At 42.5% G+C, this 23,778-nt stretch carries 27 protein-coding genes and 2 riboswitches; of the genes, 18 read left to right on the top strand and 9 right to left on the bottom strand.

Translation table 11 applies throughout. The annotated features are described in order from the left end of the window. Positions 1 to 19: 19 nt before the first annotated feature. The 3 genes from CEF21_RS15085 to CEF21_RS15075 are packed head-to-tail and all read left to right on the top strand — an operon-like array spanning position 20 to position 3,449. Complete coding sequence (locus CEF21_RS15085) at positions 20 to 490, top strand: lasso peptide biosynthesis B2 protein (RefSeq protein WP_123917744.1); 471 nt, start codon at positions 20 to 22, stop codon at positions 488 to 490. After that, positions 471 to 1,640, top strand: coding sequence for a nucleotidyltransferase domain-containing protein (locus CEF21_RS15080; protein ID WP_241156874.1), 1,170 nt, complete (start codon positions 471 to 473; stop codon positions 1,638 to 1,640). Before CEF21_RS15085 ends, CEF21_RS15080 begins: the two co-directional genes overlap by 20 nt. A 12-nt stretch (positions 1,641 to 1,652) precedes the next feature. Next, positions 1,653 to 3,449: an ABC transporter ATP-binding protein gene (locus CEF21_RS15075; RefSeq protein ID WP_123917740.1), complete on the top strand. Its 1,797-nt coding sequence runs from the start codon at positions 1,653 to 1,655 to the stop codon at positions 3,447 to 3,449. 52 nt (positions 3,450 to 3,501) lie between these two features. Here CEF21_RS15075 and CEF21_RS15070 read toward each other — a convergent pair whose 3' ends face one another. From CEF21_RS15070 to CEF21_RS15060, 3 genes are read right to left on the bottom strand one after another with little or no spacing between them, the layout of a single operon-like run. Next, a complete protein-coding gene (locus CEF21_RS15070) occupies positions 3,502 to 3,975 on the bottom strand; it encodes a VanZ family protein (RefSeq protein ID WP_123917738.1) in 474 nt (157 codons plus the stop codon). 16 nt (positions 3,976 to 3,991) lie between these two features. Then, entirely contained in the window at positions 3,992 to 4,117 is a 126-nt protein-coding gene (locus CEF21_RS15065) for an anti-repressor SinI family protein (RefSeq protein WP_123917736.1), read from the bottom strand. Beyond that, positions 4,107 to 4,463, bottom strand: a complete 357-nt coding sequence (locus CEF21_RS15060; RefSeq protein ID WP_123917734.1) for an XRE family transcriptional regulator — start codon at positions 4,461 to 4,463, stop codon at positions 4,107 to 4,109. The genes CEF21_RS15065 and CEF21_RS15060 overlap by 11 nt, the downstream gene beginning before the upstream one ends. Before the next feature lie 232 nt (positions 4,464 to 4,695). Here CEF21_RS15060 and CEF21_RS15055 point away from each other — a divergent pair, with 232 nt between their 5' ends. The 9 genes from CEF21_RS15055 to sipW (CEF21_RS15015) all read left to right on the top strand — a co-directional run bounded on the left by CEF21_RS15055 (position 4,696) and on the right by sipW (CEF21_RS15015) (position 10,087). Further along, positions 4,696 to 5,205, top strand: coding sequence for a signal peptidase I (locus tag CEF21_RS15055; RefSeq protein ID WP_123917732.1), 510 nt, complete (start codon positions 4,696 to 4,698; stop codon positions 5,203 to 5,205). Positions 5,206 to 5,260: 55 nt separating this feature from the next. After that, a complete protein-coding gene (locus CEF21_RS15050; protein ID WP_123917730.1) occupies positions 5,261 to 5,848 on the top strand; it encodes a CalY family protein in 588 nt (195 codons plus the stop codon). 87 nt (positions 5,849 to 5,935) lie between these two features. Beyond that, a complete protein-coding gene (locus CEF21_RS15045; protein WP_123917728.1) occupies positions 5,936 to 6,622 on the top strand; it encodes a hypothetical protein in 687 nt (228 codons plus the stop codon). Further along, positions 6,619 to 7,167 carry a signal peptidase I SipW gene (sipW, locus tag CEF21_RS15040; protein WP_123917726.1) on the top strand — a complete coding sequence of 183 codons (549 nt, stop codon included), beginning with the start codon at positions 6,619 to 6,621 and terminating at the stop codon, positions 7,165 to 7,167. Before CEF21_RS15045 ends, sipW (CEF21_RS15040) begins: the two co-directional genes overlap by 4 nt. A 57-nt stretch (positions 7,168 to 7,224) precedes the next feature. After that, positions 7,225 to 7,524 carry a DUF5658 family protein gene (locus CEF21_RS15035; protein ID WP_123917724.1) on the top strand — a complete coding sequence of 100 codons (300 nt, stop codon included), beginning with the start codon at positions 7,225 to 7,227 and terminating at the stop codon, positions 7,522 to 7,524. A gap of 11 nt (positions 7,525 to 7,535) precedes the next feature. Then, the gene (locus CEF21_RS15030) at positions 7,536 to 7,739 is read left to right on the top strand and encodes a hypothetical protein (RefSeq protein ID WP_123917722.1); all 204 of its coding nucleotides are present in this window, start codon (positions 7,536 to 7,538) and stop codon (positions 7,737 to 7,739) included. A 398-nt stretch (positions 7,740 to 8,137) separates the two neighbouring features. Continuing rightward, entirely contained in the window at positions 8,138 to 8,734 is a 597-nt protein-coding gene (locus tag CEF21_RS15025; RefSeq protein ID WP_123917720.1) for a CalY family protein, read from the top strand. Positions 8,735 to 8,864: 130 nt separating this feature from the next. Next, positions 8,865 to 9,545, top strand: a complete 681-nt coding sequence (locus CEF21_RS15020; RefSeq protein WP_123917718.1) for a hypothetical protein — start codon at positions 8,865 to 8,867, stop codon at positions 9,543 to 9,545. Then, positions 9,542 to 10,087, top strand: a complete 546-nt coding sequence (gene sipW, locus CEF21_RS15015; RefSeq protein ID WP_123917716.1) for a signal peptidase I SipW — start codon at positions 9,542 to 9,544, stop codon at positions 10,085 to 10,087. The genes CEF21_RS15020 and sipW (CEF21_RS15015) overlap by 4 nt, the downstream gene beginning before the upstream one ends. A 34-nt stretch (positions 10,088 to 10,121) precedes the next feature. Here sipW (CEF21_RS15015) and CEF21_RS15010 read toward each other — a convergent pair whose 3' ends face one another. The 4 genes from CEF21_RS15010 to CEF21_RS14995 form a co-directional block, all read right to left on the bottom strand. Beyond that, positions 10,122 to 10,457, bottom strand: coding sequence for a helix-turn-helix domain-containing protein (locus tag CEF21_RS15010; RefSeq protein WP_123917714.1), 336 nt, complete (start codon positions 10,455 to 10,457; stop codon positions 10,122 to 10,124). A 93-nt stretch (positions 10,458 to 10,550) separates the two neighbouring features. Beyond that, positions 10,551 to 10,685, bottom strand: coding sequence for an anti-repressor SinI family protein (locus CEF21_RS15005; RefSeq protein ID WP_123917712.1), 135 nt, complete (start codon positions 10,683 to 10,685; stop codon positions 10,551 to 10,553). 29 nt (positions 10,686 to 10,714) lie between these two features. After that, positions 10,715 to 10,806, bottom strand: a riboswitch (cyclic di-GMP riboswitch). Positions 10,807 to 10,961: 155 nt separating this feature from the next. After that, positions 10,962 to 11,756: a YqhG family protein gene (locus CEF21_RS15000; protein WP_123920289.1), complete on the bottom strand. Its 795-nt coding sequence runs from the start codon at positions 11,754 to 11,756 to the stop codon at positions 10,962 to 10,964. A gap of 11 nt (positions 11,757 to 11,767) precedes the next feature. Continuing rightward, a complete protein-coding gene (locus tag CEF21_RS14995; protein WP_123917710.1) occupies positions 11,768 to 13,471 on the bottom strand; it encodes a DEAD/DEAH box helicase in 1,704 nt (567 codons plus the stop codon). Between the two features lie 300 nt (positions 13,472 to 13,771). Further along, positions 13,772 to 13,871, top strand: a riboswitch (glycine riboswitch). Between the two features lie 158 nt (positions 13,872 to 14,029). Between CEF21_RS14995 and gcvT the strand changes: the two genes are divergently transcribed. Genes gcvT through gcvPB form a run of 3 tightly spaced genes read left to right on the top strand, consistent with a single transcriptional unit; the run spans position 14,030 to position 17,966 of the window. Further along, positions 14,030 to 15,133, top strand: a complete 1,104-nt coding sequence (gene gcvT / locus CEF21_RS14990) for a glycine cleavage system aminomethyltransferase GcvT (RefSeq protein WP_123917708.1) — start codon at positions 14,030 to 14,032, stop codon at positions 15,131 to 15,133. Positions 15,134 to 15,151: 18 nt separating this feature from the next. Beyond that, a complete protein-coding gene (gene gcvPA / locus CEF21_RS14985) occupies positions 15,152 to 16,498 on the top strand; it encodes an aminomethyl-transferring glycine dehydrogenase subunit GcvPA (protein ID WP_123917706.1) in 1,347 nt (448 codons plus the stop codon). Continuing rightward, complete coding sequence (gene gcvPB, locus CEF21_RS14980; RefSeq protein ID WP_123917704.1) at positions 16,491 to 17,966, top strand: aminomethyl-transferring glycine dehydrogenase subunit GcvPB; 1,476 nt, start codon at positions 16,491 to 16,493, stop codon at positions 17,964 to 17,966. Before gcvPA ends, gcvPB begins: the two co-directional genes overlap by 8 nt. Positions 17,967 to 17,986: 20 nt before the next feature. Here gcvPB and CEF21_RS14975 read toward each other — a convergent pair whose 3' ends face one another. Both CEF21_RS14975 and CEF21_RS14970 read right to left on the bottom strand, forming a co-directional pair. Continuing rightward, positions 17,987 to 18,433, bottom strand: a complete 447-nt coding sequence (locus CEF21_RS14975) for a DUF4385 domain-containing protein (RefSeq protein ID WP_123917702.1) — start codon at positions 18,431 to 18,433, stop codon at positions 17,987 to 17,989. Positions 18,434 to 18,523: 90 nt separating this feature from the next. Then, entirely contained in the window at positions 18,524 to 18,925 is a 402-nt protein-coding gene (locus tag CEF21_RS14970) for a rhodanese-like domain-containing protein (RefSeq protein WP_241156873.1), read from the bottom strand. 159 nt (positions 18,926 to 19,084) lie between these two features. Here CEF21_RS14970 and CEF21_RS14965 point away from each other — a divergent pair, with 159 nt between their 5' ends. The 3 genes from CEF21_RS14965 to mntR all read left to right on the top strand — a co-directional run bounded on the left by CEF21_RS14965 (position 19,085) and on the right by mntR (position 23,718). Continuing rightward, complete coding sequence (locus CEF21_RS14965; RefSeq protein WP_123917698.1) at positions 19,085 to 19,921, top strand: lipoate--protein ligase family protein; 837 nt, start codon at positions 19,085 to 19,087, stop codon at positions 19,919 to 19,921. 392 nt (positions 19,922 to 20,313) lie between these two features. Beyond that, positions 20,314 to 22,872, top strand: a complete 2,559-nt coding sequence (locus tag CEF21_RS14960; RefSeq protein ID WP_123917696.1) for a vitamin B12-dependent ribonucleotide reductase — start codon at positions 20,314 to 20,316, stop codon at positions 22,870 to 22,872. Between the two features lie 417 nt (positions 22,873 to 23,289). Next, entirely contained in the window at positions 23,290 to 23,718 is a 429-nt protein-coding gene (gene mntR, locus CEF21_RS14955) for a transcriptional regulator MntR (protein ID WP_123917694.1), read from the top strand. The last annotated feature ends 60 nt before the right edge of the window (positions 23,719 to 23,778 follow it).

Genomic DNA, 23,778 nt, shown 5'->3' with positions numbered 1-23,778 from the left:
GGAAGAGGATTTGAGATGGATGGAAAAAGTAAAGAGATTTATAAGGCTTGATTCCGAATTGAAAAAGTTGCTAATCGAAGCTTTTCTTTTTCTCGGATGGGCAAGGATTATAAAGGCAAGACCTTTTTCGAAAACCATTTCCCTGTTAGGAACTCCAATGGAAGAAACACCTGTTAACTCTAATTCCTCACAGACCGTCCAACTCATTTCAGAGTGCATTCACATTATGAGTCGATATGCTTTTTGGGAAAGCCAATGCTTGGTTAAAGCGATTGCCGCTATGAAAATGCTGGAACGAAGAAATATTGCCAGCACGCTTTATCTGGGAACTGGGAAAGATGGAGAAGGTAAACTCATTGCTCATGCCTGGCTGCGCTGCGGAAATAAGTATGTCACTGGAGAAGAGGGCAGAGAAAGGTTTACAGCCATAAGCAGTTTTGCAAAGAAAATAGAAAGCGGGGATGAGTTTGGTGGAAGAAAAAGAGTATAAGCTGGATCTTTCTCTGTTACCCGCTGAATTAAAGCTAATTATTCAATTGCTATCAACAGACGGGAAGATAGAGAATGACTTAACGGATACGGATTGGGAACTGTTTATCAAATTAGCTGTGCATCATCGGATTTTTCCGAACCTATACCCATTGATGGCAAAGAAAAATCCCGGTGTATTTCCCGATTCAGTGATGCAAAAACTTTCCATCCTCCACCGTAAAAACACTTTTCAGATGCTCCATCTAAGCAACGAAATGGTCCAAATCAGCCAGCTGTTTGCAAAACAGGATATCCCGGTTCTGTTTCTTAAAGGTCCGGTTTTATCAATGGATTTATACGGGGACCTTTCTTTAAGAACGTCAAGAGACCTTGATTTGCTTATTCCGTTTAAAGACTTGGAAAGAGCGGAAATGTTATTGGCAGACTCAGGTTTTAAAAAGGACGAGTATTTCTCCCCTTTTCTGGGAGAATGGAAGTGGAGACACCATCATACTGCTTTTTTCCATCCTGTAAAGGACATTACAGTAGAAGTGCATTGGCGTTTAAATCCCGGCCCGGGAAAGGAACCATGTTTTAGGGAGTTGTGGGATAGAAGAAGGCTGAGCAGTCTTACCAGTCATCCAGTCTTCTTACTTGGCGAGGAAGACTTGTTTATTTTCCTGGCAGAACATGGAGCACGCCACGGCTGGTCACGGCTAAGATGGCTGCTGGATATTCATTTACTTATAGAAAAGCCATTAAATTGGAGATTTATCAAGAAACAGATGAAAAAATATCATTCTTCTTTAATAGGCGGCCAAGTGCTTCTTTTACATTCACAGGTTTTTTCTGCTTCACTTGCTAATGAGATGGATGGACTAAAAAATAGACGTGCTGAAAAGGCAGCGGAAGCATGCATGTTTTATTTGAAACAAATGATCAACCTTCATAGCGATCCTGTTCCGAAGGAAATCGCGTTTTATCACTCCCGGTATTTATTTTCCATTAAGTCTTTTGGGCAGAAGCTGTTATTCCTCTTGAGTTTTCTTTATCCATATCCAATTGATGCTGAAACTTTTCCATTACCTAAAAGGCTTCACTTTTTATATTTTCCGTTAAGACCCTTCTTGGCTATTTGGAGGAAAGCCAGGAAACAAGCTATTACCTAAGGGGCTGCTCATATGAGAATTGTTTATATGTATATAAAGGAACTATTTAAGTTTTCCGGATGGCTTTTACCGGTTAATTTATTTGGTATAGTCATTGTCAGCTTACTGGAGGGGATGGGGATTTTGCTGCTGATCCCGCTGATTAGTGTGACCGGTATGATTCCGGAGAATAAGGGGATCCCTATTTTTAAGTCTGTTATTGGTTTTGCTGAAGGTCTGCCTGAGGATTTAAGACTGGTGCTGCTGTTGGTTATTTTTATTTTTATTATGCTAAGTCAAAGTATCCTCCAGCGGGCTATAAGAATTCTGAATGTTAAGCTGCTGCATGAGTTTAGCAGAGAGTTAAGAATTAATCTTTTTAAGGGAGTATTAAACTCAAGCTGGTCCTTTTTTATAAAGAAAAGAAAATCTGATTTGCTGAACTCCATTACTTCGGAACTTGCAAGAGTGGTAAGCGGAATGAATTTTTTCCTGCAGATGATCACTTCGGTCATTTTTACAAGTATACAGGTGCTACTTGCCTTTTGGCTATCCGCCAGCATTACAGGCCTAGTCTTGCTGTGCGGTGCTTTTATTATTTTATGCTCTCATAAATTTGTTAACCGGGCGGTGAAAGCCGGCAGGCAATCTTCTGTATTAGGTAAGGAGTATCTTGCGGGAGTAACAGATCAATTTAACGGGATGAAAGACATCAAAAGCAATACGCTTGAAAAATCCCAACTATCCTGGTTCAGCCGCCACACCGGCAGAATGGTAGAGGAGCAAATAGAATATGTTAAGCTGCAGACAAGTTCTGACTTGTATTATAAAGTAACCTCTTCAATTTTTATTGCTATTTTTCTCTATTTCTCAATAATTAAATTTCATTTTCATATTGAAGAATTGATGGCTATTATTCTCATTTTCACAAGACTTTGGCCGCGTTTTACAGAAATCCAGTCTACCATGCAAAACCTGGCTGCAACGATACCGGCATTTAACTCAGTACAAAGTTTGTATACAGAGTGCGAATCTTCAAGGGAAAGGATGAATCCTTTCCAGAATCATGAAGAACCTTATGAACTTAAAAAAGGTGTACATTACCGTCAAATTTTCTATAGCTACTCCAATGAGAATCAAAACTATGTACTTAAAAATATAAATGCTGAGATTCGTCTAAATGAAATGACTGCAATAGTAGGTCCTTCCGGGGCGGGGAAAAGCACATTTATTGATATTCTTATGGGATTGATGAAGCCAGATAGTGGAGAAGTTCTGATTGATGGGTTCCCCCTTGAAGAAAAAAATATCATTTCATGGAGAAAAGCCATCAGTTACGTTCCGCAGGATTCATTCTTATTCAATGCGAGCATACGTGAAAATCTGCAATTGATAAATCCTGCCTGTTCAGATGCAGATATATGGCAAGCCCTGGAGTTTTCCTGTGCGGCAGATTTTGTCCGGAGCCTCCCTGAAGGCATTGAGACTCATATAGGAGATCGCGGTGTCAGGCTTTCCGGGGGAGAGCGGCAAAGATTGGTGCTTGCAAGAGCTATTCTAAAAAAACCTTCTATTCTAATATTGGATGAGGCTACCAGCGCCCTCGATAGTGAAAACGAGAGAAAGATTCAGGAGGCAATAGATCGGTTAAAAGGTAAAATGACAATCATTGTAATTGCACATAGGCTTTCTACAATTAAAAATGCCGATCATGTAATTGTTTTAGATGAAGGCTGTATGATCCAATCAGGTGGTTTCCAAGAATTATCCATTCAGAAATCCAGCAAATTTAGCCAGCTTTTAGAAAATCAGATGGAAGCAATACATTAAAAAACAACAAATACCCGCTTATCCGCCCAGGTGCGGGTAAGCGGGTATTTGTTCATACTCTTCTGCCAAGCCTGGTTTTCCATTCATATTTCTTTTTCCTTCTTCTATCCCTTTCTTTGTTCAGCATAAAAGCCCATACCACAAATACTCCAATCCAGTCCTTTGCCAAATCGATCCAGGAAGATGAGCGCCCTGCGACGAATAACTGATGCCATTCTTCTATTATACTAAAGCTGCATGCTGCAATTAGAGCAAGAGGAAAAGCTCTCTGTCGGGAAAGACCAAACAAATGCATGCAATGAACCATTAAAAAGAACAATAGGCCAAATTCAATTAAATGCAGAATTTCCAACAATGTTCCCATCTGTCTGGAAAATATTATTTCTTCTCCGCTTCCTGCAGGATGATGACTTAAAGATGCCAGAAATACGAGGATTTGGTTGGTAGAATGACTTGATTGAAACCAAATACCGCAAACGTATAGAACCGGAATTAAAACAGCTAAAACTTTTACCAATGTCCCCATTGTGCTTTATGCAGGATTAGCGTGCAGGTCCTGCTCCTCCGCTAAAAAGGAAATGTCTCACTTCATCAGGAGTTAATCCAAGATTTCTAGCTTCCATTAGCAGTGCAATCCACTCTTCTTTTGAAATCTGTTCAGTTTTCATCTTCTCGGCCCTCCTGGGTTTCTTTCCACTTAATAAATTTGATATAGTCTCTGAATGTTTCGAATTCTTCTTTGCTCATTCCATCTTTTATCGCTTTTTCAATTAGCATTTTCCATTCATCATCGAGCTGGCTTGTTAATTCCTGTTGCTCACCGAGCAGTTCATTTACTTCAATATTCAGGGTTTCTGATATTTTGGATAGAAACTGCAGACTTGGATTCTTTTGCACATTTCGCTCTATATAGCTTAAATAAGACTTTGAAACTCCTGCCAGCTCAGCTAATTCGCTGAGTGAATACCCTTTTTGTCTTCTGATTTCCCGAATCCTCTTCCCGACTTCTTCCATTAATAGACTCCTTCTTGTTACTAAATGAACTCCTTTCGTTCATTATATAAAACAGTTCGTTCTTAATAAAATTACAAGATAGTTAGTAAAAAGAAGAAAAACCGAGAAAACGAACGAAAACGTTCGTTAAAATGAAAAAAACAGCATTTTTCGAGATTTTTCTTTTAAATAGGCCATAAGATATAATTAAAACAAATAATTCTTTATTAAGAACAAAGCGTGTGGTGGCGTAATGCTGAAAATCGTTCAGAAATATGCTTTGAGGTTTACTTTATTAATAGGCATTCTGTTTTATCTATTACTTCTTGGAAATACCCACCAATTCCTTCCTTTTCAATTAAAGAATGTATTATCGGGTTCCATGGAACCGGTTTTCAAAACGGGATCTATGATTTTAATCAAGAAGAGGAATAATGCAGATGTTTATGAAAAAGGGGATATTATAACATTTAAAACGAAAGAAAAAATATTGGTCACCCATCGGATTTATGAAGTTCTGAATGAAAATAAATATAAAACTAAAGGAGATGCCAACGATGCACCCGATCGTGAGACAGTCGAAAGGAAAAACATCGTAGGCAGTTATACCAATTTAACTATTCCTTCAGCAGGGTATCTATTTGCCAGCATCCAATCAAATATAAGTTTGCTTATTCTGCTTAACCTGCCAGGCATAGTTCTCCTTTTTCTATCTTACAGGCTATTGTTCAGGCAGACTGAAAAACAGATAAAAACAGATTGATCCTTCTCCTTAACATGAGAAGTTCAATATAAATTTGGTCTAGGGGGCTTTTACAATGGGTATCAAGAAGAAATTAGGTTTAGGACTGGCATCTGCAGCACTTGGTCTTTCATTAGTCGGAGGCGGTACATATGCGTATTTTAATGACAAAGCAGACGCTGCTTCTTCATTTGCAGCGGGAACTTTGGATTTGAATGTAAATCCGACAACGATTATTGATGTGAAGAATATCAAACCTGGTGACTATATGACTAGAGCTTTTAAATTGGAAAACAGCGGTTCTCTGGATATTAAAAAAGTGCTTTTAACAACAGACTATACCGTTAATGAAGGTGCTGCAGGGAATAATTCGGACTTCGGCGATCATATTCAAGTAAACTTTTTATACAATGCAGATAAGCTGAATGATGTAATTTACAGTACTACGCTTAAAGAATTAAAAGATATGGATCCTAATGTACTTGATAAAAATGTTTTCACCCCTTTATTCGAGAGAAAAGGCCTTAAAGCCGGAACCACAGATGATTTATTTGTCCAATTTGAATTTATTGATAATGAGCAGGATCAAAATGAATTTCAAGGTGACTCTCTCCAGCTGAAATGGAATTTTGAGGCACGTCAGGGAAAAGGGGAAGAGCTTTAAGGCTGATGGGAAGGCAGGAACTTCCTGCCTTCTTTTTACATGACTCTACCCATAAAAGAACGGGGGCTGGAGGCAATTCGGAACAATATGTATGAAAGTCATTCCTTATTTAAGTTATTCGCATTAATTTATTCTTTTTTATTGATTTTAAATTATGCAGCCTCTCCTACTGGAGCATATTATAACGACCAAAAGGAACAAGGCATTTATATTGAAGCCGGAACCTGGTGGGATAAGAGTAATTTGAGTTTTGAGGAACTTCCTGCTGCAGATGAACTTACAGGCTGTGAACCAATAAGATTAAACTTTCCTGTAATAAACAAGGGTTTTACGATGATTGGTACGACCACATATCGAATCTATAAAAATGGAGAAGTATTTACAGAAGGCACATTAGGAATAATCCAGGCTGAAAAGACGGCAATTTTATCTGTTATAACCGATTCTCCAGGGACTTATATGGCCGAGGCTGATCAGCGTCCAGGCTATGGCGGCAATGACTCAGAGATAACCAGAACAAACAGCCAGTCCGTTTCAATAGCTGAATGTCCTCCGCCTAAAGATGAAAAAGAAAAGCAGGAGGAGAATCATGAAAAGGATTCTATTAAAGAGGAGATGGAGGGAGACAAGGAAGAAGTAGAATCTCCAATAGAAGGCACCGAGGAGGAGAACAAGGCTATAGAAGAAACATCCTCAAGCGATAATCCTGCAACAGACGAATCAGGTCGTTTGAGTGAGGAAACGATAGGCAGCGAAGGGGGAGTTAATAAATGAAACTGGCGGGAAAACTAATCAGTCAAACATTATCCGCACTGCTGTTTGTTCTCTTGCTTGTCATGATCCTCCTCGTCCTCTCCTCAAAAGCATCCGGCGGTCAACCGGAGTTTTTCGGCTATCAGCTGAAAACCGTCTTATCCGGTTCAATGGAACCCGGAATTCAAACCGGCTCGATCATTGCTGTCAAAACAGGCGGCGATATGAATCGTTTCCAGCCAGGGGATGTCATCACTTTTAAAATGGATGAAAAAGATCTCGCAACTCATCGGATTGTAGCAAAAAAGGCGAGCGGTCAGGCTGTTATTTATACGACAAAAGGAGACAATAATAAGACTCCTGATTCTGAACCGGTGCTTGCTCAAAATGTGACAGCCCAGTATACAGGTTTCACCATCCCGTATATCGGTTATTTTATTGAATATGCTAAGTCAAAAGAAGGAAACGCGCTCTTGTTCATTATTCCCGGATTGCTTTTGATTGGATACTCCATAATAACCATTTGGCGGGTCATTTCGAGGCTGGAGGAGCCTAAGAGGGTATAGTTTCCTGAATTCCATACATAGCATAAATAATGGCCTGTATGCCAAAGGAGCTGCTTCATGAAAACCGCATTCATTTACCTGGCGATTGTTAATACAATCGATTTATTTGTTACATTAGCCGGTCTTGAACTTGGTTTTATAAAGGAAGCAAACCCTCTTATGAAAAACCTGTACGAGTGGACTCCAGTGGCTTTTATCGGAGTGAAGCTGATGTTTTCGATTCTTCTGCTTTGTATGGTGTTTCTAATTCCGCTGAAAACAACGAAAATCTTAAAGGGTGCGACCTGCGCAGCCTGTCTTCTTTATACATTTGTCATGATTCTGCATTCAACTTGGATTTTCCATGTAACCAATTAGGAGAGATGATGATGTTCAAAAAAGTATGTCCGCGCTGTGCAAAATCTTCTTATAGCAGTTACAATGGCGGAGCATGGGTCTGCCCGGTTTGTTCGAATGATTTATCCTTCCAAAGGGTTCTTTTTGAAAATGCCCAGACGAAGGTTACCCCATTAAAAGGGAAATACAATGAAAATCAGCACCGTCAAAAATCTTTCATCTCGTTGTATGCTTAAAAAACCAGGTCCTGTATCCTGGTTTTTTTGTTTGTATTGGCATAGAGCTTACTATAGGCTATTTTACCGGATAAATAGATGCAGAGAAAAAAGCCGCAGTTGGCTAAATGCCTGAAAAGTAAGAGTTTTCGAAAATAAGGCAAGGTTATTTTTCAGAAAAATCATACGAATGGATGAGTGAATTTTCTGGTACAAAGAACCTTTTGCCGAAATTAGGCGACTGCTAAACTAAAGTAGCGGTAAGAAAGAATTTTATGACAGACTCTACATAATCTTACATCTGTAGAATTTTTTCCTCCATGCACGTTTATTTATCAGAAGATTTCGATAGTAATGGTTGAGCTTCTTTACAGGAAAAGAGTTCACATACACGCAGAAAAAATCAGGAGGAATGTAAAATGGGGATCAAGACAAAATTAGGGTTGGGTATTGCATCTGCAGCGCTCGGATTATCACTGGTCGGCGGGGGAACTTATGCCTATTTCAATGACAAAGCAGAAGCGGCGAGCTCTTTTGCGGCGGGAACGCTTGATTTGAATGCGGTTCCTACTGAGGTTGTGAATGTGAAGGACATGAAGCCCGGAGATTGGATGACACGAACCTTTAAACTGAAAAATGATGGAACGGTTGATATTAAAAAAGTTCTTTTAACAACCGAATATACGGTAGCGAATAAAGAGGGCGAGCCTGCAAATACAGAGGATCTCGGCAGCCATATTAAAGTGAATTTCCTTTATAATGCGGACAAGCTGAATGACGTTATTTACAGTACAACGCTTGAAGAGCTGAAGGATATGGATCCAAATGCTGTAGCTAGCAATGTGTTTACCCCGCTTTTTGAAAAGAAAAAAGGACTGAAAGCCGGTACAACCGATGATTTGTTCGTACAATTTGAGTTTGTTGACAATGGTGAAGATCAAAACCAATTCCAGGGAGATTCTCTGCAGCTGAAATGGACATTTGATGGACGCCAGGGTGAGGGACAGGAGCTATAATTTCAATCGGTTCCGATAGTGTATAGAGAGGGAGCAGTACAGCAGGTAAGTGGCTGTGCTGCTCCCTGCCTCACTTTATCGGTTTTTGCATCTTGGGAATTCATACATATCGAACGGGGGATGAAGATTGATGAGCAGAAAGAAAATGAAAAAGGCAAATAAGCTGCTTCAGACTGCGGTGTTTGTTTGTGCGGTTTTGCTAATATTGACTTTATCCGTGACGCCCGTTCAAGCCTATTTTCATGCGAAAGCCGAGCAGGAAATAGGAATTCAATTAGGTTCCTGGTGGGATGGAAGCAAACTCAGCTTTGAAAAAGCAGGTGAAACAGAGCCGAAGACAAACTGCAGTCCCGTAAATCTTACGTTTTCAATCAGAAATTCAGGATTCGGAATGATTGGTTCTACAGGCTATCGAATTTTTAAAGATGGCGAGCTTGCAGAAGAGGGCTCCCTTTCAATCATTGGGGAGAATGAGACAGGACATCTTTCTATTCGAACGGATAAGGCTGGAGTGTATTATGCAGAAGCCGATCAGCGCCCTGGCTTTCAGGGAATGAATGAAACGGTCCGGACAGAGAGTGAAAAAGTTACGGTAGCTGAATGTCCGCCTCCAAAAAAGGAAGAAAAAAAGAAACCCGATTCAAAAGTTCCTTCTAAAGAAACGAACAAAGAGAATGCGGACAAGCCTGACCTCGAAGAGAAACCAAAACCTGAGAACGATTTGCCTGCCGCGAACTCTGATGAAAAGAATGAATCCGAAGTTCTGCAAACGAATCCTCCGATTTCAGAAGAAAAGGAGGAGAGAAATTGAAGATTGTAAGCAGAGCGTTCACCTTGCTGCTGTTTTTTATTCTGATCAGTCTTGCCATCGCGGTTTTCTCTTCAAAGGCTTCCGGCGGCGAGCCTCAAGTTTTTGGTTATCAATTTAAAACCGTTCTTTCCGGATCAATGGAACCGGGGATCCAGACCGGTTCAGTTATAGCAGTAAAGACCGGAGGAGATATGAACAGGTTTAAAAAGGATGATGTCATCACATTCTGGATGAATGAATATGACCTCGCAACTCACAGAATTACGGAAAAAACCGTAAGCCGGGGACAGGCAGTGTATCGGACGAAGGGGGATCATAACGAGTCGGAGGATTCAGCCCCTGTACTCTCTTCGAATGTGGTAGCTGAATACACAGGTGTGACGATTCCTTATGCAGGCTACATCAGCAGCTATGCCCAAACAAAAGAGGGCCGTGCGCTGTTTGCTATCATACCTGGCATATTACTGATTATTTATTCTATCTCCACCATTTGGCAGGCGATTTTAAAAATCGAGGAGAATCATAAAAAAACAGCTTCATAAAAAATAAAACGGTCTGGACATCTGTCCGGCCGTTTTATTTTTTTGGCTGATGCATCCGCCATTTATTAAATTCCAGAAATTCTCTAAATTGATCTTTCGTTACGCCTGATTGCATAGCTTCTTTTACAAGTGATGCCCAGTCCTGATCCAGCTGATTTGCATAAGCATCTTCTGTGTTGCCGTTTAACAGGGTATTAACAGAGATGCCAAGCACGGATGAAACCTTTTCCAAAAATTGTACAGATGGATTGGATTGCAGATTTCGTTCAATCGAACTTAGGTATGATTTAGCTACGCCTGCCCGGTCTGCTAGTTCAGATAGAGATAGATTTTTTTCTTTGCGATATTTGCGTATGCGTTCCCCAATCATAACATCACCTTCCCATCGATATTATAGCATATAACGAAGGGATCATTTCGATAAATCGAACAAAATCGACAAAATTTTTTCGACAAAATTTGGTTATTTCTCTCTTTCTGCCTGCTTATTTTGAAGGAAATAGCGGATATCTTCTTTGCTGATTCCCATGTCCAGTGCAGCGAGGATCAATTCTTTCCATTCTACATCCAATTCTTCTTTTACGAGTACCTTCTCCATCCTTTTTCCTCCTAAAATACGTATGTATTTCAGGCAATCCGGCGATCATCATTGCCTGGCCGGCAACCTAAGACCCGTGATTTTGCGTCCCTGCCTTTCAACAGGTTTGCCTTTATCTGACAGAATCGGCATCCTTTCCGCGGACGTCATACTAAAGTCACGATCAGCGGAAGGAACCTTTGTACCATGATTATAGATTGGAAAAAGAAAAAATGGTGCTGAATCATGTCGAATTGGAAAAATATATTAAAATTTTTGATTTTTCTGCCGATATAATTAAAAAATCGTTTGCGGATTCAGGTAAAAAATACCCCCGTTATTAACAGAAATATGGATGTTCGGTTCATAAAGGTCCTTCAATGCGCCTTTTTCGAGTTCATAAACTTCCGGTTTTTCCTCCATATCTTCATAGAAATGATGGAGGAGCATTAAATCGGCGTTCCATCTCTGCCTCGATTCTTCTGCCCACTCATGAGAATCCTCTGCTATTTTTCTCTCGATGTACTGCCTGATTCTCGTCATTCCGCTTTTGGGCAGAATTAACGGCGAGAGGGTAAAGCGGAAGTCCGGTATTTTAGGAGTAAGCTGAAGCTGATTCAATCTTTCCTGAAAATTCTCGACCATCGTTCCGCTTATTAAATGGAGACCGATAGAGTAGATAAAGTCTTTTTTCATATCGCACTGATAGGAAACCGTCATATTCATTCCAAGCCATGGATGGAGCGGCTGCTGTGTTCCCTCCATAAATGAATCCTCATACATACGCGCAAATGCTCCCAGCTTACGCGCTGAGCCAAATATTTGATGGAGCCTCGGCGATCCAAAGTGGATGAATTCTGTTTTCTGCTCTTCTGAGACTTCGTCCTTATCTGTGAGCAGCGTAAGACTCATTGGATTCGGCTCGCCCCCGGTTTTTTCAAGGTAATGCCAGTAAAAAGGGCGGTTCATCAGTTCTTTGTCCAGATCGACTGTCAGCTGGATGGCTAAAGCGCCAGGTGTTTTTTTGGATATATCGCACTGGTTCGCCCGAAAGAAGCGTTCAAGCAGTGTATGAATTTCCTGCTGGTTCATCATTTTCCTCCTTAAAGGATGTCACCTGACACTTTTTTTTCTTCCGTTTCCTGCTGCCCGAAATCGAGGATGGAAGTAAGGTTTTCCATTTTGATTTTCATTTCGCCTTCTGTTGAGGAATGGAACAGGATGTCCTGAAGGTGCTCTTCGAAATTTGTAATTTCCAAACGTGTCAAAATCTCATCGAGCTGTCCGATGACTTTTTCAAAGAGATTGATTTTCTCATACAAAAGCTTAAGAATATGTTCTTCAACGGTATTTCTTGTTGACAGATTATAAATATGAACATCCCGTTCCTGGCCAAGGCGATGAATCCGTCCAATACGCTGTTCGAGCCTCATTGGATTCCATGGCAGATCGTAATTAATGATCTGATTGCAGAATTGAAGGTTAATTCCTTCCCCCCCGGCCTCTGTGGCAATCAGAACTTGAATGTTTCCTTTAAACAAATCCTTCATCCAATCCTTTTTTCCGCGCTTGAATCCGCCACGAAAAGGCACTGAAGAAATTCCGTGCTGCTTTAAATACCATTGCAGGTACATTTGGGTGGCCCGATACTCAGTGAAGATAATGACTTTATCATTGATTTTCTGGATAATCTCCAGCACTTTTTCAGCCTTGCTGTTTTGGGTTACTTCATCTACTGCTTTCAAAAGCTGGTGAATAACAGGAACCGGTATAGGAGAACCGTCTTCCTCTGGACGGTCCAGCATTTTTTTCAGCGTCATGTAGACGGATTCCCGGCTGCTGCATGCCTCTCTCTGGAGGGTCATGATGGAGAAAGTGTTCACTCCTCCGGGAAGAGAGGTCTTTACTGCAGTTATTTGATCGTATAGATGTTGTTCTGTTTCAGAAAATTCAATGGGAACCGTTTCAACAATTCGTTTCGGCCAATCAATGCCTGTATCGCCGCGCCGGTTTCGAAGCATGACTTTATTGATCAGTTCCCTTAGGTGCTCATGGTATTCGACGGAGCGATTTTTGGCTGAAAACACTTCAGTAAAGTAGGCTTCGTTGCCAAGATGACCAGGTTTTAAAAGAGAAACAAGATTAAAAATTTCTTCAATTCGATTTTGGATCGGAGTTGCGGTAAGCAGGAGACAATATTTCTTTTTTAAATTCAGCACAAACTCGTAGTTTTTCGTTTTGCTGTTTTTCAGTTTATGAGCTTCATCAATAATAACGAGATCATAAAGCTGATTCAAAACGATATCCCGGTGCGGATTTCGTTTAGCCGTATCAATGGATGACACAACGACATCACATTGTTCCCATACATAACTTTTCTTTTGCTCAACAGCAGGGATGTAAAACTTCTGATTCAGCTCCCGGGCCCACTGGGAAACTAAAGAGGCGGGAACAAGGATTAAAGCCTTTTTCACAAGGCCGCGGATCATATATTCTTTGAGGATAAGTCCCGCTTCGATCGTTTTCCCAAGCCCGACTTCGTCTGCAAGAATGGCTTTGCCATTCATTTTTTCTACAACCGTTTTTGCCACCTCAAGCTGATGCGGAAGGGGCTGAAAATCAGGCAGGTGTTTGGGGGCCTGCAATCCTTCAAATTCTGGAACGGCGGTATGCAGCTGAATTTCAGAGGACAGCTTAAAAAGCTCCCAGTTAGCCCACGGACCGTCCGTTTCCATCCGGTCCATCATTTCATCTTCCCATTTATTGTCATAGTGGATGGGTACATTGAAACTTGTAAACCTTTTCATCTATTTCTCACCAACTCTCTGTATTGTTCACTTTTTGGGAAAAAAGCATAGTTTTATGTGTATATTAAGAAGGTATATCGTTAAAAAACGAATGATTTGATAAGATACCCGCAAAACATTCAGAAAAAATAGGATTGCTCTGCTTCTGATATGGTGGTAGGATGTTAAGTAGTTAGAAAGTTTACAAAATGCTTCATTTTCTGTTATTCCTCTGTCTGTTCCCATGTCCATGTCCGTTCATCGGGATAGGCAAAGATAGGCTGATATTAGTGTAACCATGATTTGGAATAATATGTGCGGATGACAATAAGGGGAGAGATCGCAGCGGGCAAATTCCGCATGCGGCGCCGAAGGAGCAAACATATGTGAATCTCTCAGGCAAAAAGACTCTTATTTGACGCAGCTCTGGAGAGAGTTTACAAATCGTAAACCGCCAAAGGGGAAAGCCCTGCCGAACAGGGTAAACTTTCAGGTGCCAAGGACAGAGCCTTCTGATCTGATCAGGAGGAGTCTGTCCTTTTTTGCATCTTAAGCACGATATTCCGGGGAGGGAAAGCTTTGTCACAGTTAAAAAGAACACCCTTGTTTGAGGTATATAAGCAAAGTGGAGGAAAGACGATTGACTTCGGGGGCTGGGAGCTTCCGGTTCAGTTTTCTTCTATTAAAGAAGAGCATCACGCTGTAAGATCGAAAGCCGGATTATTTGATGTCTCCCATATGGGGGAAGTATCAATAAAAGGAAAAGGCAGCCTGCCTTTTCTTCAACGATTGATGACCAATGATGTATCCCTTTTAAAAGCCGGAGGGGCTCAGTATACAGCGATGTGCTATGAGGATGGCGGTACAGTCGACGATTTGCTCGTTTATAAAAAAGCGGATGACGATTATTTGGCTGTCATCAATGCATCCAACATTGAGAAGGATTTAGAGTGGATGAGAAAACATGCAGATGGAGAAGTTGTGATTACAGACGTATCGGATGAAACAGCGCTTCTTGCTTTTCAAGGCCCGCTTGCTGAAGAGATCCTGCAATCTTTAACAGAGGAAAACTTGCAGGATATCCGATTTTTTAAATTTAAAGATCAAGTGACAATTGCCGGAGTCAGCGTATTGGTGTCCAGAACAGGCTATACAGGTGAAGATGGATTTGAGCTGTACTGCCGTGCAGCGGATGCTGAAGTGCTTTGGTCCTCCATTCTTGAAGCAGGAGAAGATCTGGGGGCCCTGCCGTGCGGATTAGGGGCAAGGGATACGCTGCGCTTTGAATCCAACTTGCCGCTATACGGACAGGAGCTTTCTCAAACGATTACACCTATCGAAGCAGGGATTGGATTTGCCGTTAAACCGAATAAAGAAGCAGAGTTCATTGGAAAAGAAGTTCTAAAAGAACAGAAGGAAAATGGCGCACCACGGAAATTGACAGGTATTGAGATGGTGGATAAAGGGATTCCTAGACACGGATATCCGGTATACAAAAATGGAGCGCAGATTGGGATGGTCACGACAGGCACCCAATCTCCTACATTAAAGAAAAACATCGGCCTGGCGCTCCTTCTGGCAGAATGCTGCGAACCCGGAACGGAAGTATATGTGGAAATCCGCGGCAAACAGCTGAAAGCAAAGGTTGTTTCAACGCCGTTTTATAAACGTCCAAGAGGATAAAGGAGAGGGGATACAGTGATGAAGCACCGTTATTTGCCGATGACAGAACAAGATCAAAAAGAAATGCTGAATGCAATTGGCGTAGAAACAATAGATGATTTATTCGAGGATATTCCCGGTCAGGTTCGATTTAACAGAGAGTATAAGATTAAGCCTGCGAAATCTGAGACGGAGCTTTTAAAAGAACTAAGCAGTCTTGCAGCGAAAAATAAGGATTTGAGGCAAAATGTTTCGTTCCTGGGAGCCGGTGTATATGATCATTACATGCCGGTCATCGTTGACCATGTCATCTCCCGTTCGGAATTTTATACAGCCTATACCCCGTATCAGCCGGAAATTTCCCAAGGAGAGCTGCAGGCAATCTTTGAGTTTCAGACGATGATTTGTGAATTGACAGGTATGGATGTAGCCAATTCTTCCATGTATGATGGCGGCACGGCTCTTGCTGAGGCAGCGATGCTTGCAGCAGGGCAGACGAAAAAGAAGAAGATTCTCGTTTCTGAAGCCGTAAATCCTGAATCAAAAGACGTTTTGCGCACCTATGCAAAGGGGCAGTATATTGAAGTCATAGAAGTACCTGCTTCAAAAGGAACAACCGATCTTGCTGCGCTTGAAAAGGAAATGGGAGATGATGTGGCAGCCGTTATCGTCCAATATCCGAACTTCTACGGTCAAGTTGAACCATTAAAAGATATTGAGCCGATTGCCCATCAGGGAAAAAGCATGATGATCGTATCATCCAATCCTCTGGCGCTTGGAATTCTGACTCCCCCGGGTGCCCTCGGTGCTGATATTGTAGTGGGAGATGCCCAGGTGTTTGGAATACCGACGGCATTCGGCGGTCCCCACTGCGGATATTTCGCCGTTACGAATAAATTGATGAGAAAAGTTCCCGGCAGACTGGTCGGCCAAACGGTGGATGAGGATGGGCAGCGCGGGTTCGTATTGACGCTACAGGCGCGGGAACAGCATATCCGCCGTGATAAAGCAACATCGAACATTTGCTCCAATCAGGCACTGAATGCGCTGGCGGCTTCTGTTGCCATGACCGCTTTAGGGAAAAAAGGAGTAAAGGAAATGGCGCTTCAAAATCTTCAAAAAGCAAACTACGCCAAAAACCGCTTTAAAGAAGCAGGCCTGGAAATTGCCTTTGAAGGACCCATTTTTAATGAATTTGCTGTTAAGTTAAAAAAGCCTGTTAAAGAAGCGAATGCAAAGCTTATTCAGTCAGGCATTATCGGCGGCTATGACCTTGGATTAACCAATCCTGCTCTTAATAACCATATGCTAGTTGCGGTAACGGAACTGAGAACGAAGGAAGAAATCGATCAGCTTGTGAACGAATTGGGGGATCGCCATGAATAAACAGGATCAAGCACTTATTTTTGAATTGACGAAGCCTGGAAGAACCGGTTACAGCCTTCCTGAATTGGATGTACCGGAAATGAAATTGGAGGATTTGCTTCCTGCGGAATACAGGAGAGAATCAGAGCCTGAACTGCCGGAGGTTTCAGAGCTGGATATTATGCGCCATTATACGGCTCTTTCCAAACGGAATCACGGAGTGGATTCAGGTTTCTATCCACTTGGTTCGTGTACGATGAAATACAATCCGAAAATCAATGAAAATGTAGCAAGAATGGCAGGGTTGGCTCACATTCATCCTTTGCAGGAGGAAGAAACGGTTCAGGGGGCGATGGAGCTTTTATTTGATCTGCAGGAGCACTTAAAAGAAATAACCGGGATGGATGAAGTCACCCTTCAGCCGGCAGCTGGAGCGCATGGAGAGTGGACCGGTCTGATGATGATCCGTGCCTTTCATGAGGCGAATGGAGATTTGGAGCGCACGAAAGTCATTGTTCCTGACTCGGCGCATGGAACCAATCCGGCATCAGCGACAGTAGCCGGTTTTGAAACCGTCACGGTGAAATCGGATGAAACCGGACTCGTCGATCTTGAGGACTTAAGACGGGTGGTGGGAAGTGATACGGCAGCATTAATGCTGACGAACCCAAATACACTGGGTCTCTTTGAAGAAAACATTCAGGAAATGGCTGAAATCGTTCATGGAGCAGGCGGGAAGCTGTATTATGACGGTGCGAACCTGAACGCAGTGCTGAGCAAGGCAAGACCGGGAGACATGGGCTTTGATGTAGTCCATTTAAATCTTCACAAAACCTTTACCGGCCCGCACGGAGGAGGCGGTCCTGGATCAGGCCCTGTTGGCGTAAAAAGCGATTTGATCCGATTCCTGCCTAAGCCGGTGCTTGTTAAAGAGAAGGAAAGCTATCACTTTGACTATAATCGTCCGGATTCAATCGGCAGGGTTAAGCCTTTTTACGGAAACTTTGGGATCAATGTTCGCGCTTATACGTATATCCGCACAATGGGACCGGACGGACTGAAGGCTGTGACCGAATTCGCTGTGCTGAATGCGAATTACATGATGCGAAGACTCGCACCGCACTATGATTTGCCGTTTGATAAGCATTGCAAGCATGAATTTGTCCTCTCAGGGAAACGCCAGAAAAAACTTGGTGTCCGTACATTGGATATTGCGAAACGTCTTCTTGACTTCGGCTATCATCCGCCGACGATCTATTTCCCTCTGAATGTTGAGGAGTGCATTATGATTGAGCCGACGGAGACGGAATCAAAAGAAACGCTCGACGCCTTCATTGAAGCCATGATCCAGATTGCGAGAGAAGCAGAGGAGAATCCCGAGATTGTTCAGGAAGCTCCGCATACTACGGTGATCAAACGCCTGGATGAAACCCTGGCGGCAAGAAAACCAGTGCTTAAATATGAGAAAAAAGAACCTGTAACGAATTAAAGAAAGAGCTCCGGCAGAAATCAGCCATACTTCTGCTGGTGCTCTTTTTTTAGCTTCAGGTAATCCTGGTCTGCTCGTACCTGCTTCCATTTTTCTTCAAATATCGCAGCAGATTCGGCCTTTTCTTCATTGATACTCCGCTCCTTCACTTTTCCCTCCTTGCTGTACTTCCTGCCTCCTTTATAGTTGGCATACCTCCGTGAACGTGTATACCCCATCTGAAGAAACTTTCGTGCCATATCCATTCCGGGGAAATCTCCCTTCTCTTTATATTCAAGATAAAGGGCGTAAATTTTTTCAGAGGATTCCCTGGCGATATCGGGTGTTTTAAACCGCCAGTGGGGAAGGATTTCGCTTTTGTAGGGTTCGACCATTAATACACCTTGCTCGCCCCGTCCGACTCTGTATTTCTCAGGCTCTTTTCTAAAATCAGTATGTTCAAAATCCATTTCATAATCAAAAGCCACTAAGCCCGCCTCCTTTTCCCGTCCTATACCCTCAAAGATAAGGCGCTAAAACAGAAAAAACCGTCCGCGGCTGAATGCGGACGGTGTTCTTTATTTCTTTTTAATTTTTCCTGTCCATGAACGGAAGCCGCCTTTAAGCATGTAAAGGTCGCTGTAGCCTTTCTTTTTCAGCTGCTGTGCTGCACGGCCGCTTCGTGTTGTATTCTGGCAGTACAGATAGACAGGCTGATCCTTGCGGATTTCTTTATACCGGTGGCGCATCTGTGACAGGGGAATGTTGCGGGCACCCCAGATGTGGCCTCCCTCAAATTCATTCGGTTCTCTTATATCAATAAGCTGGGCTTTACGGTAGCCAGCCCGGAACTCTTCTTCAGTAAGGGTTTTAAGAATTTTCCGCTGATAAAAATAGGTGAAAACGCTGTAGCCGATAATGGCTGCAATAAGCACAATCAAAATAATCCATTCCAATGAAACTCGACTCCTTCTGTCAATGTAAAAATACCATGTCTAAGCGATACCTTTAATTATATAAGAGGCAATCCCAAATGTCACTTGAAATGAGGACAGAATTGTTTTCAAGTCTTTCTGGATTTGTTAGACTGGAAAAGTATCTTTTGAGGCAATGACAAAATGGCTAAAAGAGGGAAGCGTATGGAAAAAGAAAAATGGCGTTTTATTGATTCGGGCAATTGCTCACCTTCCTTTAACATGGCGTTGGATGAAGCACTGCTTGATTGGCATAGCGAAGGGAAAATCCCCCCTGTTATCAGGTTTTACGGCTGGGATCCCGCGACCCTTTCTATTGGGTATTTTCAAAAGGCGGAGAAAGAAATTAATTTTGAAGCGGTAAAGCGCCATGGTTTGGGCTTTGTCAGAAGACCTACCGGCGGCAGAGGCGTTCTTCATGATCAGGAACTTACATATAGCGTAATTGTGACAGAAGAGCACCCTGAGATGCCCGGCTCGGTAACAGAGGCATACAGAGTGATTTCTGAAGGGATATTGGAAGGGTTCCGAAATCTGGGGCTTGATGCATATTTTGCGATTCCGAGGACAGAAGAAGAAAAACAGGGACTGAAGAACCCCAGATCGTCTGTTTGCTTTGATGCCCCTTCCTGGTATGAACTTGTAGTAGAAGGAAGAAAAGTAGCCGGAAGTGCTCAAACACGGCAAAAAGGTGTAATTTTGCAGCACGGGTCCATTCTGCTTGATTTGGACGAAGATAAATTATTCGATTTATTCAACTATCCGAGTGAGCGTGTAAAAGACCGGATGCGGAAAAACTTCAGCAGCAAGGCGGTTGCGGCTAATGACTTAAGGGAAACCCCGGTCACTATGCAGGAAGCGAGAGCTGCTTTTAAGCAGGGATTTGAGTCTGGGCTGAATATTGAACTTGTACCTTATGAACTGACGGATGAGGAATATGTATATGTGCAAAACCTTGCAAAAAGCAAATATGAAAGCGATGAATGGAATTTTAAAAGATAAGCAAGCGAAAAGCGGCAAATAGCCGCTTTTTCATTTTTTCCAGGAATTGATCAATGATTAACAGGAACGTTTGTTCTATAATAACGAGAACAAAAATATTTTTCTTGCCTATAGAAAAAAATTCAAATATTTCCTTTATTTATCAGAAGTTAATTCACCTTGAAATTTTGCAAATCACAAAATGGTTTGTTTTATAGAAAAAAGTCTGAACAAGCTTTCATTTCCGCTGTTTTTCTCTGGTTTTTATTTAGTTTTTAATTTGACAAATAGGGGAAAAGCCAAGGTATAATCAATATCTAGTATTGTTCTTTATAATGAATACACTATATGTTGATAAATTAGTAGCATCTATGCTATTTTTACTAAGTACAATAGAAAGAGGAGTTGTTAAGATGCCCGTTTCGCTAGCAGAAAAAATGAAATTGGATAGAGAGAAGCTGAATAAGGATATAACGTTATTCCCGCAGGTTCATCCGGTCACTGAAGATATGAACATTACACATAAAGGGGTTTCCCGCCTTGTCATGCTGGACCGGTACACATTCAAAGACACAGAAAAGGTGACTTTATCAAAAGGCGACTTCGTTGTCCTGACAATCAAAGAAGATCCAAAATTTCCTGCACGGGGACTTGGATACATACTTCATCTTGACTGGTCATCCAAAACAGCGACTGTTTTAGTAGAAGAAGAGTACCGGCATTCTCTGGACAAGCCGGAAGAAATAGAGACCGGAGTGATTGTCCGATCTCTTGATGTGATTGAAAAGCCTTTAGAGGTTTTCTACGAGCAGATTGCGAAACGGAATGCTACAGGTCTTGCTTCCGTAGAGGAAACAACGGAAAAGCGCCAGGAGTGGTTTGAAAAATTCTATCAGGAACTTGTGAGCATGAATTTTGTTCCGGCAGGACGTGTACTTTATGGAGCCGGGGCAGGTACGGATGTCACCTACTTTAACTGCTATGTGATGCCTTTTGTGCAGGATTCACGGGAAGGGATTTCCGAACACCGCAAACAGGTTATGGAAATTATGAGCCGCGGAGGCGGTGTCGGAACAAATGGCTCGACACTTCGTCCTCGCAATGCGCTTGCACGAGGAGTGAACGGAAAGTCTTCCGGGTCAGTCTCCTGGCTTGATGATATTGCGAAGCTTACACATCTGGTTGAGCAGGGCGGCTCAAGACGCGGAGCACAAATGATTATGCTTGCCGACTGGCATCCTGATATCGTGGAATTTATCATCTCCAAAATGCAAAATCCGCGTATTCTCCGCTATCTGATTGAAAATACAAAAGATGAATCCATTAAACGGGCGGCTCAGGAAAAACTTAAATTCACCCCTTTCACTCAGGCTGAACAAGATATGTACCAGGGAATCGTGAATTATAAAGCCATACCTGGAAACGGCGGTTTCTCTGACAAAGTAATGAAAGATGCGGAAACGAAACTTAAAACAGGCGGGCAGTACAGTGTACACAACTCTGAATTCTTGACTGGAGCAAATATCTCCATTTGCCTGACGAACGATTTCATGAAAGCTGTAGAATTGGATCAGGACTATGATTTGAGGTTCCCGGATGTGGAGAGCTACAGCAAAGAGGAAATGAAGGTTTACAACGAAGAGTGGCACAAATCAGGGGATGTGCGTGAATGGGAAGCGAAAGGCTTTAAAGTCCGCACGTATCGCAAAATCAAAGCAAAAGAGCTTTGGAACCTCGTTAACATTTGCGCGACATACTCAGCGGAGCCTGGAATCTTCTTTATTGATAATGCGAACGATATGACAAATGCAAAAGCATACGGACAAAAGGTTGTGGCAACGAATCCGTGCGGGGAACAGCCGCTCGCTCCTTTCTCAGTCTGCAACCTTGCCGCTGTCAATCTCGCAGAAATGGCCGACAAGACATCGAAAACGGTTAACTTTGACAAGCTTCGCAAAACGGTTGAAACCGGTGTCCGAATGCAGGACAATGTCATCGATGCCACTCCATATTTTCTTGAAGAAAATAAAAAACAGGCACTTGGAGAGCGCCGCGTCGGACTTGGTGTAATGGGTCTGCATGACTTGCTGATCTACTGTGAAACAGAGTATGGAACAGAAGAGGGCAACGCGCTTGTTGATAAAGTATTTGAAACAATCGCGACTACCGCTTACCGTGCTTCTGTAGAGCTGGCCAAAGAAAAAGGCAGCTTCCCGTTCCTCACGGGTTCCAGAGAAGCGGAAACGATGGAGCTTCGCAGAAAGTTTACTGAAACAGGCTATATGAAGAAAATGCCGGAAGATCTCCGCGAAGAGATCGAAAAGTATGGAATTCGCAACTCACACCTGCTGACGGTTGCCCCTACAGGCTCAACCGGAACAATGGTTGGCGTGTCTACGGGCCTTGAGCCGTATTTCTCCTTCTCTTATTTCAGGAGCGGAAGACTCGGGAAGTTTATTGAAGTCAAAGCGGACATTGTTCAGGAGTATTTGGATCGTAATCCTGCTGCGGATTCCAATAATCTTCCTCACTGGTTCATTTCAGCGATGGAACTGTCCCCTGAAGCCCACGCGGATGCACAGTGTGTAATTCAGCGCTGGATTGACAGCTCAATCAGTAAAACGGTTAATGCACCTAAGGGCTATTCTGTTGAGCAGGTTGAGGCTGTGTATGAGCGTCTTTACAAAGGCGGAGCAAAAGGCGGTACGGTTTATGTCGATGGAAGCCGGGATTCACAAGTTCTGACATTAAAAGCTGAAGAGAATACGTTCGATGATGTCAGTGAAGAAACCCCGAAAGAGAAGGGCAAGGTAGTTCTTGTGGATACAATCAATGCTTTGCGCTCCACAGATGTGACAATCGGGAATGAGGTAGGAAATACCTGTCCTGTATGCCGCGAGGGTACGGTTGAAGACCTGGGCGGATGCAACACATGTACAAGCTGCGGCGCACAGCTGAAATGCGGATTATAAGGTATGAAGACTGCTTTATGGCTGCCGGGTTAAGCCCGGCAGTTTTTTTCTATTGTCTCTGTTAAAGCACCTGCTGATCGGAGTGGAAGTCACGGTGACTCCTGCGGGAGCATAGCGGCAAGGATGACCACCGTCTGCCAAAGGAAAGAAAAGTGCCTGCTAACTGCAAACAGCAGCCAAGTTTAACAGAGCTTTCGATTAGAGAGGCCAAAACGATTAAGGGTATATGACTGTTCAGGATTCTGCAAAGAGCCCCGCTCATTCTTTTCAGGCGAACATCGTGGATTGTTCAGGGCAAATCCCCTGCCAAAAGCCTTATCTGACGGGATGTTTCCTTGTCATAGCCTTAAAAAAAGTGTACACTTGTTATGATTTATTGAAGAAGATGATTGGTAAGCAATGGAGGGACTTAACTACATGCCAACGCCCAGTATGGAAGATTACATAGAACAAATATACAATTTGATAGAAGAAAAAGGATATGCACGAGTGTCTGATATCGCAGAAGCGCTTGGTGTCCATCCCTCCTCTGTAACAAAAATGGTACAGAAGCTGGATAAAGATGAATATTTAGTTTATGAAAAATATAGAGGCCTAATTCTCACGCCGAAAGGTAAAAAAATCGGTAAACGGCTCGTTTACAGACACGAATTGCTTGAACAATTTATGAGAATTATCGGTGTTGAAGAAGAAATCATTTATGATGATGTAGAAGGAATCGAACATCATTTGAGCTGGAATGCGATTGACAGAATTGGGGATCTCGTCCAGTATTTCGAGGAAAATCCGAAACGTACAGAAGATTTAAAAAGTGTTCAAAAGCGCAGTGAACAGAACCCAACCTGATATACAGCAGCAGGAGAGCGGCTCAATAAGGAACCGCACGCTCTTGCTTCTTCCAATCTT

This window comes from Bacillus sp. FJAT-42376 (assembly GCF_003816055.1).
GTDB lineage: Bacteria > Bacillota > Bacilli > Bacillales > Bacillaceae > Metabacillus_B.
Note: the sequence above shows the minus strand (reverse complement) of the source record. Positions and strands in the feature narration are given on the sequence as shown.

Excerpts from the sequence above, each read along its gene's own strand:
- CEF21_RS15085 (WP_123917744.1), top strand. The coding sequence starts at position 20 with ATGGAAAAAGTAAAGAGATTTATAAGGCTTGATTCCGAATTGAAAAAG.
- CEF21_RS15075 (WP_123917740.1), top strand. The coding sequence starts at position 1,653 with ATGAGAATTGTTTATATGTATATAAAGGAACTATTTAAGTTTTCCGGA.
- CEF21_RS15070 (WP_123917738.1), bottom strand. The coding sequence starts at position 3,975 with ATGGGGACATTGGTAAAAGTTTTAGCTGTTTTAATTCCGGTTCTATAC.
- CEF21_RS15065 (WP_123917736.1), bottom strand. The coding sequence starts at position 4,117 with ATGAAAACTGAACAGATTTCAAAAGAAGAGTGGATTGCACTGCTAATG.
- CEF21_RS15060 (WP_123917734.1), bottom strand. The coding sequence starts at position 4,463 with ATGGAAGAAGTCGGGAAGAGGATTCGGGAAATCAGAAGACAAAAAGGG.
- CEF21_RS15055 (WP_123917732.1), top strand. The coding sequence starts at position 4,696 with ATGCTGAAAATCGTTCAGAAATATGCTTTGAGGTTTACTTTATTAATA.
- CEF21_RS15050 (WP_123917730.1), top strand. The coding sequence starts at position 5,261 with ATGGGTATCAAGAAGAAATTAGGTTTAGGACTGGCATCTGCAGCACTT.
- CEF21_RS15045 (WP_123917728.1), top strand. The coding sequence starts at position 5,936 with ATGTATGAAAGTCATTCCTTATTTAAGTTATTCGCATTAATTTATTCT.
- sipW (WP_123917726.1), top strand. The coding sequence starts at position 6,619 with ATGAAACTGGCGGGAAAACTAATCAGTCAAACATTATCCGCACTGCTG.
- CEF21_RS15035 (WP_123917724.1), top strand. The coding sequence starts at position 7,225 with ATGAAAACCGCATTCATTTACCTGGCGATTGTTAATACAATCGATTTA.
- CEF21_RS15030 (WP_123917722.1), top strand. The coding sequence starts at position 7,536 with ATGTTCAAAAAAGTATGTCCGCGCTGTGCAAAATCTTCTTATAGCAGT.
- CEF21_RS15025 (WP_123917720.1), top strand. The coding sequence starts at position 8,138 with ATGGGGATCAAGACAAAATTAGGGTTGGGTATTGCATCTGCAGCGCTC.
- CEF21_RS15020 (WP_123917718.1), top strand. The coding sequence starts at position 8,865 with ATGAGCAGAAAGAAAATGAAAAAGGCAAATAAGCTGCTTCAGACTGCG.
- CEF21_RS15010 (WP_123917714.1), bottom strand. The coding sequence starts at position 10,457 with ATGATTGGGGAACGCATACGCAAATATCGCAAAGAAAAAAATCTATCT.
- CEF21_RS15005 (WP_123917712.1), bottom strand. The coding sequence starts at position 10,685 with ATGGAGAAGGTACTCGTAAAAGAAGAATTGGATGTAGAATGGAAAGAA.
- CEF21_RS15000 (WP_123920289.1), bottom strand. The coding sequence starts at position 11,756 with ATGAACCAGCAGGAAATTCATACACTGCTTGAACGCTTCTTTCGGGCG.
- CEF21_RS14995 (WP_123917710.1), bottom strand. The coding sequence starts at position 13,471 with ATGAAAAGGTTTACAAGTTTCAATGTACCCATCCACTATGACAATAAA.
- gcvPA (WP_123917706.1), top strand. The coding sequence starts at position 15,152 with ATGAAGCACCGTTATTTGCCGATGACAGAACAAGATCAAAAAGAAATG.
- gcvPB (WP_123917704.1), top strand. The coding sequence starts at position 16,491 with ATGAATAAACAGGATCAAGCACTTATTTTTGAATTGACGAAGCCTGGA.
- CEF21_RS14965 (WP_123917698.1), top strand. The coding sequence starts at position 19,085 with ATGGAAAAAGAAAAATGGCGTTTTATTGATTCGGGCAATTGCTCACCT.
- CEF21_RS14960 (WP_123917696.1), top strand. The coding sequence starts at position 20,314 with ATGCCCGTTTCGCTAGCAGAAAAAATGAAATTGGATAGAGAGAAGCTG.
- mntR (WP_123917694.1), top strand. The coding sequence starts at position 23,290 with ATGCCAACGCCCAGTATGGAAGATTACATAGAACAAATATACAATTTG.